General features: G+C 71.3%; 4 protein-coding genes. 3 read left to right on the forward strand and 1 reads right to left on the reverse strand.

What is annotated here, in order from left to right; translation table 11 throughout:
* The coding region (locus BHU15_RS35255; protein WP_069630853.1) for a S1 family peptidase at window positions 1-822 on the forward strand (822 nt) is incomplete at its 5' end.
* Window positions 823-1,181: 359 nt separating this feature from the next.
* Window positions 1,182-2,267, forward strand: coding sequence for a S1 family peptidase (locus tag BHU15_RS35260; RefSeq protein WP_069630854.1), 1,086 nt, complete (start codon window positions 1,182-1,184; stop codon window positions 2,265-2,267).
* Between the two features lie 99 nt (window positions 2,268-2,366).
* Here the strand turns inward: BHU15_RS35260 and BHU15_RS35265 are convergent, their stop codons facing one another.
* Window positions 2,367-3,491, reverse strand: coding sequence for an ABC transporter permease (locus BHU15_RS35265; RefSeq protein WP_079128601.1), 1,125 nt, complete (start codon window positions 3,489-3,491; stop codon window positions 2,367-2,369).
* A gap of 139 nt (window positions 3,492-3,630) precedes the next feature.
* Between BHU15_RS35265 and BHU15_RS35270 the strand changes: the two genes are divergently transcribed.
* Window positions 3,631-4,070 (forward strand): PHP domain-containing protein (locus tag BHU15_RS35270; RefSeq protein WP_141726951.1); only part of this gene is annotated, 440 nt, incomplete at its 3' end.

Genomic DNA, 4,070 nt, shown 5'->3' on the forward strand with positions numbered 1-4,070 from the left:
AGGACGGCGGCGCTCGCCGCCCCCACGGCGATCGCCGACACGCCCCAGACCTTCAGTGCCAACCAGCTCACGGCGGCGAGCGACGCCGTCCTGGGTGCCGACGTGGCGGGCACCGCCTGGTATGTCGACAAGGCGACGAACACTCTCGTCGTCTCGGCTGACAGCTCTGTCAGCAAGTCGGAGATCGCCGAGATCAAGCGCGAGGCGGGGGCCAACGCCGGCGCCCTGCGTATCGAGCGCACTCCCGGCAAGATCTCCAAGCTCCTGTCTGGTGGCGACGCGATCTACTCGAGCCTGGGTCGCTGTTCGGCCGGGTTCAACGTGCGCAGCGGTACCACCGACTACTTCCTGACCGCCGGCCACTGCACCGACGGCTACCCGAGCTGGTACACCAACTCGGCGCGCACCACGCTCATCGGCGCGACGGCGGGCTCCAGCTTCCCGGGCAACGACTACGGCATCGTGCGCTACGACAACTCCGGGGTCTCGCGTCCCGGCACCGTCGGCAGCGTCGACATCACCAGCGCTGCCAACGCCACGGTGGGCATGTCGGTGACCCGTCGCGGCTCCACGACGGGCACTCACAGCGGCAGCGTGACGGGCCTCAACGCCACGGTCAACTACGGTGGCGGCGACGTCGTCTACGGCATGATCCAGACCAACGTCTGCGCCGAGCCCGGCGACAGCGGCGGCCCGCTCTACTCGGGCAGCCGCGCGATCGGCCTCACCTCGGGCGGCAGCGGCAACTGCTCCTCCGGCGGTACGACGTTCTTCCAGCCGGTCACGGAAGCACTGAGCGCGTACGGCGTCAGCATCTACTGAGCGCCACCCGGCCGGCCTGACCGCCGAGCCGAGAACAGCTGAGGAGAGTCCCCGCCCGTGAGCTCCGGGCGGGGACTCTACGCGCGTTACGGGGTTGAACTCCCGCTCTAGGGAGTCGTTTTCAAGACAGGACTAGTCCTCACCCGCTGCCGATCCGGTGATTGCACCGGGTGTTCACGAATGGAACGGCGAGGCTCCGACCTCCCCAGGTGAACGGGGCGGGAGGGAAATGAACCCGTCGTGTGCACGTCCTGAAGTCGACCTTGTGTGCTACTGGCGAGTTTAGGAATAGTGGGCGCCTCATCCTCCGTGTCACCGCACCCCACATGCGATGACGCGGCCCCCACAGGAGGTACCAGTTGAAGCACCGACGCATTTCCAGGAAGCGCGCGGCGATAGCCGGTGGCGCCGTCGCGGCCATGGCGGTGGCCGGGATTTCCTTCCAGACTGCGAACGCCAGTGAGGACACCGTCACCACGACGGTGAAGACGCTGTCGGCGCCGGCGGCCGGAAAGCTCGCATCGACCCTCGTCGGCGACCTCGGCGGCGACACGGCCGGTTCGTACTACGACAGCGAGACCAAGGCCCTGGTCGTCAACGTCGTCGACGGCAAGGCCGCCGAGACCGTGCGCGAGGCGGGTGCCAAGGCCAGGGTCGTGGCGCACTCGCTCACCGAGCTGAAGGACGCCCGCGGCTCCCTCACGGGCAAGGCGAGCACTCCCGGCACGGCCGTGGCCGTCGACCCGGTGTCGAACAAGGTCGTCGTCACGGCGGACAGCACCGTCAAGGGTGCCGCGTTGACCAAGCTCACCAAGGCCGTGGAGAAGCTGGGCGCCAAGGCCGAACTGAAGAAGACCGCCGGGGAGTTCAAGAAGTTCATCGCCGGTGGCGAGGCCATCCACTCCGGTGGTGGCCGTTGCTCCCTCGGCTTCAACGTGACGGTGGGCGGCGCGCCGCACTTCATCACGGCCGGCCACTGCGGCACGGCGGGCAGCTCGTGGTCCGACTCCGCCGGCGGCGCCGAGATCGGCTCCATGGTCGACTCGCAGTTCCCGGGCAACGACTTCGCCCTTGTCGAGTACACCGGTTCGACGGACGCCCCGAGCGCTGTCGACCTGTACGACGGCAGCACGCAGGAGATCACGGAGGCCGGCGACGCCACCGTCGGCCAGGCGGTCTCGCGCAGCGGCTCCACCACCCAGGTGCACGACGGTGAGGTCACCGCGCTCGACGCCACCGTGGACTACGGAGGCGGCGACGTCGTCGAGGGCCTCATCCAGACCACGGTCTGCGCCGAGCCCGGCGACAGCGGCGGCTCGCTCTTCGCGGGTACCACCGCGCTGGGTCTGACCTCGGGCGGCAGCGGCGACTGCTCCTCGGGCGGCGAGACGTTCTTCCAGCCGGTGCCGGAGGCGCTCGCGGCATTCGGTGCCACGATCGGCTGACGGAAGCTGACGACCGGTTGACGGTCGGCTGACCGTACGGAATCAGGAAGCCCGGCCCGCCGTCATCGGCGGGCCGGGCTTTCCGGTGCGGCGGTGCCGTTACGGCGCCACCGAGGCCCCTCCCGTAGACCCCGGCGCCGACGACGACCCCGGGGCAGCCGGCTCGTCCGGCGTGTCCGGCCTGGTGTGCTCGTCCGGGGCCCGGCCCGGACCCCTGCCCCTGCCGCGCAGCACCGCCATCGCCAGCGTGAGGGCCGTCCCCACCACGGCCCACGCGGAGAGCACCAGCAGCGGCCCGGTGACCGCGTTGCCGTGGAAGTACGCGATCGAACGGGCCACCCAGGTGCCCGCGCCCGGTGGCAGGGCGGGGCCGATCGACCGCCAGAAGTCCGGCAGCAGCGGAAGCGGGAAGGCGCCGCCCGCGCTCGGGTTGCCCGCGACGACGATCAGCAGGATCGCCAGGCCGATGCCGACGATCCCGAAGACGGCCTGGAGGGCCAGGGTGGCCGCGCCGACCGCGAAGACGGTGAGCGCGCCGAGCCCCCACAGCCCCACGACGCTGCCCGGCAGCGCGCCCAGGATCGGGCCGGCGATGACCGCGCCGAGCAGCCCGGAGAGCACGGCGTACAGCCCCGTGACCACCAGCCGGATCACCGCCCGGCGGGCGTTGGCGGGCCGGGAGCCGGCGCTGATCGCGAGGATCGCCGCGCACAGATAGCCGCCGACGCACCAGCCGACGACCAGATAGAAGGAGGACAGGCCCTCGGCGTCGCTCCCGGAGGCGGGCGCGACATCGTCGACCGCGAGGGACCGCTGCTGCTGTCTCTCGATCTGTCCGAAGATCCTCACCAGGACCTGGGTCTCGGTCGCTCCCTGCCCGGAGGCGACCAGCAGTGTGTCCCGGGCCGACCGGGGGTCGACCACGAGGGCGGCGTCGATGTCCCGGTCGAGCATCTGCCGGCGCGCGGTCGCCTCGTCGGTGAGGGTGCGCGGGTCGAAGGGGCTGCCCGGCAGCTTCCGCAGTTCGGCGGCCAACTGGTCCGCGATCTGCTGGGGCGCGACCACGGCGACCTTCACGTCCTTCGCCCTGGGGCTGTGCAGCGCCCCGATGTAGGAGGCGATGAACAGCATCTGGAGCGCCAGTACGCCGGTCACGAGCAGCGCGGCCCGTACGGTGACGGCGCCCCGTACCTCCTGGGCGAAAGTCGTGCCCTCATGAGTCATGGCCCCACGCTCCGGCGCACCCCGTGTTCTCGCAGGTGGGGAGGGTCTGAATGGCTGACGGGCCATGATGTCGCACAAACGTTCGATACTCTCTATGGTGGGAGCGGGGGAGGTGGAACGGATCGATCAGGAGGTGCGGATGACCGGGTTCACGCATCTCCATACCGTCTCGGGGTTCTCCCTGCGGTACGGGGCCTCCCACCCCGAACAGCTCGCCAGGAGCGCCGCCGCGCGCGACATGGCGGCCCTCGCCCTGACCGACCGCGACACCCTCGGCGGCGCCGTCCGCTTCGCCGACGCGTGCGAGGAGGCGGGGATCAGGCCGCTGTTCGGAGTGGAGCTGGCGGTGGCCGAGCCGACGGGCGGCGCCGGCGGTCCGGCCGTACGGCGGCGTACCCCGGTACGCGGCGGCGCCTTCATCGACGAGTCCGCGCCCCGTACCGTCTTCCTCGCCCGCGACGGCGCCACCGGCTGGGCCGACCTGTGCCGGCTCGTCACCACCGCGCACGCCGCCGGGACCAGCGGCCCGCTGCTGCCCTGGCAGGACAACCACGGCACGGGCGTCGCCGTGCTCCTCGG

The sequence above is a fragment of the Streptomyces niveus genome (assembly GCF_001723055.1).
Taxonomy (GTDB): Bacteria; Actinomycetota; Actinomycetes; order Streptomycetales; family Streptomycetaceae; genus Streptomyces; species Streptomyces niveus.

What these genes read in the sequence shown, in the direction of transcription:
- BHU15_RS35265 (WP_079128601.1), bottom strand. Translation starts at nt 3,491, where the DNA reads ATGACTCATGAGGGCACGACTTTCGCCCAGGAGGTACGGGGCGCCGTC.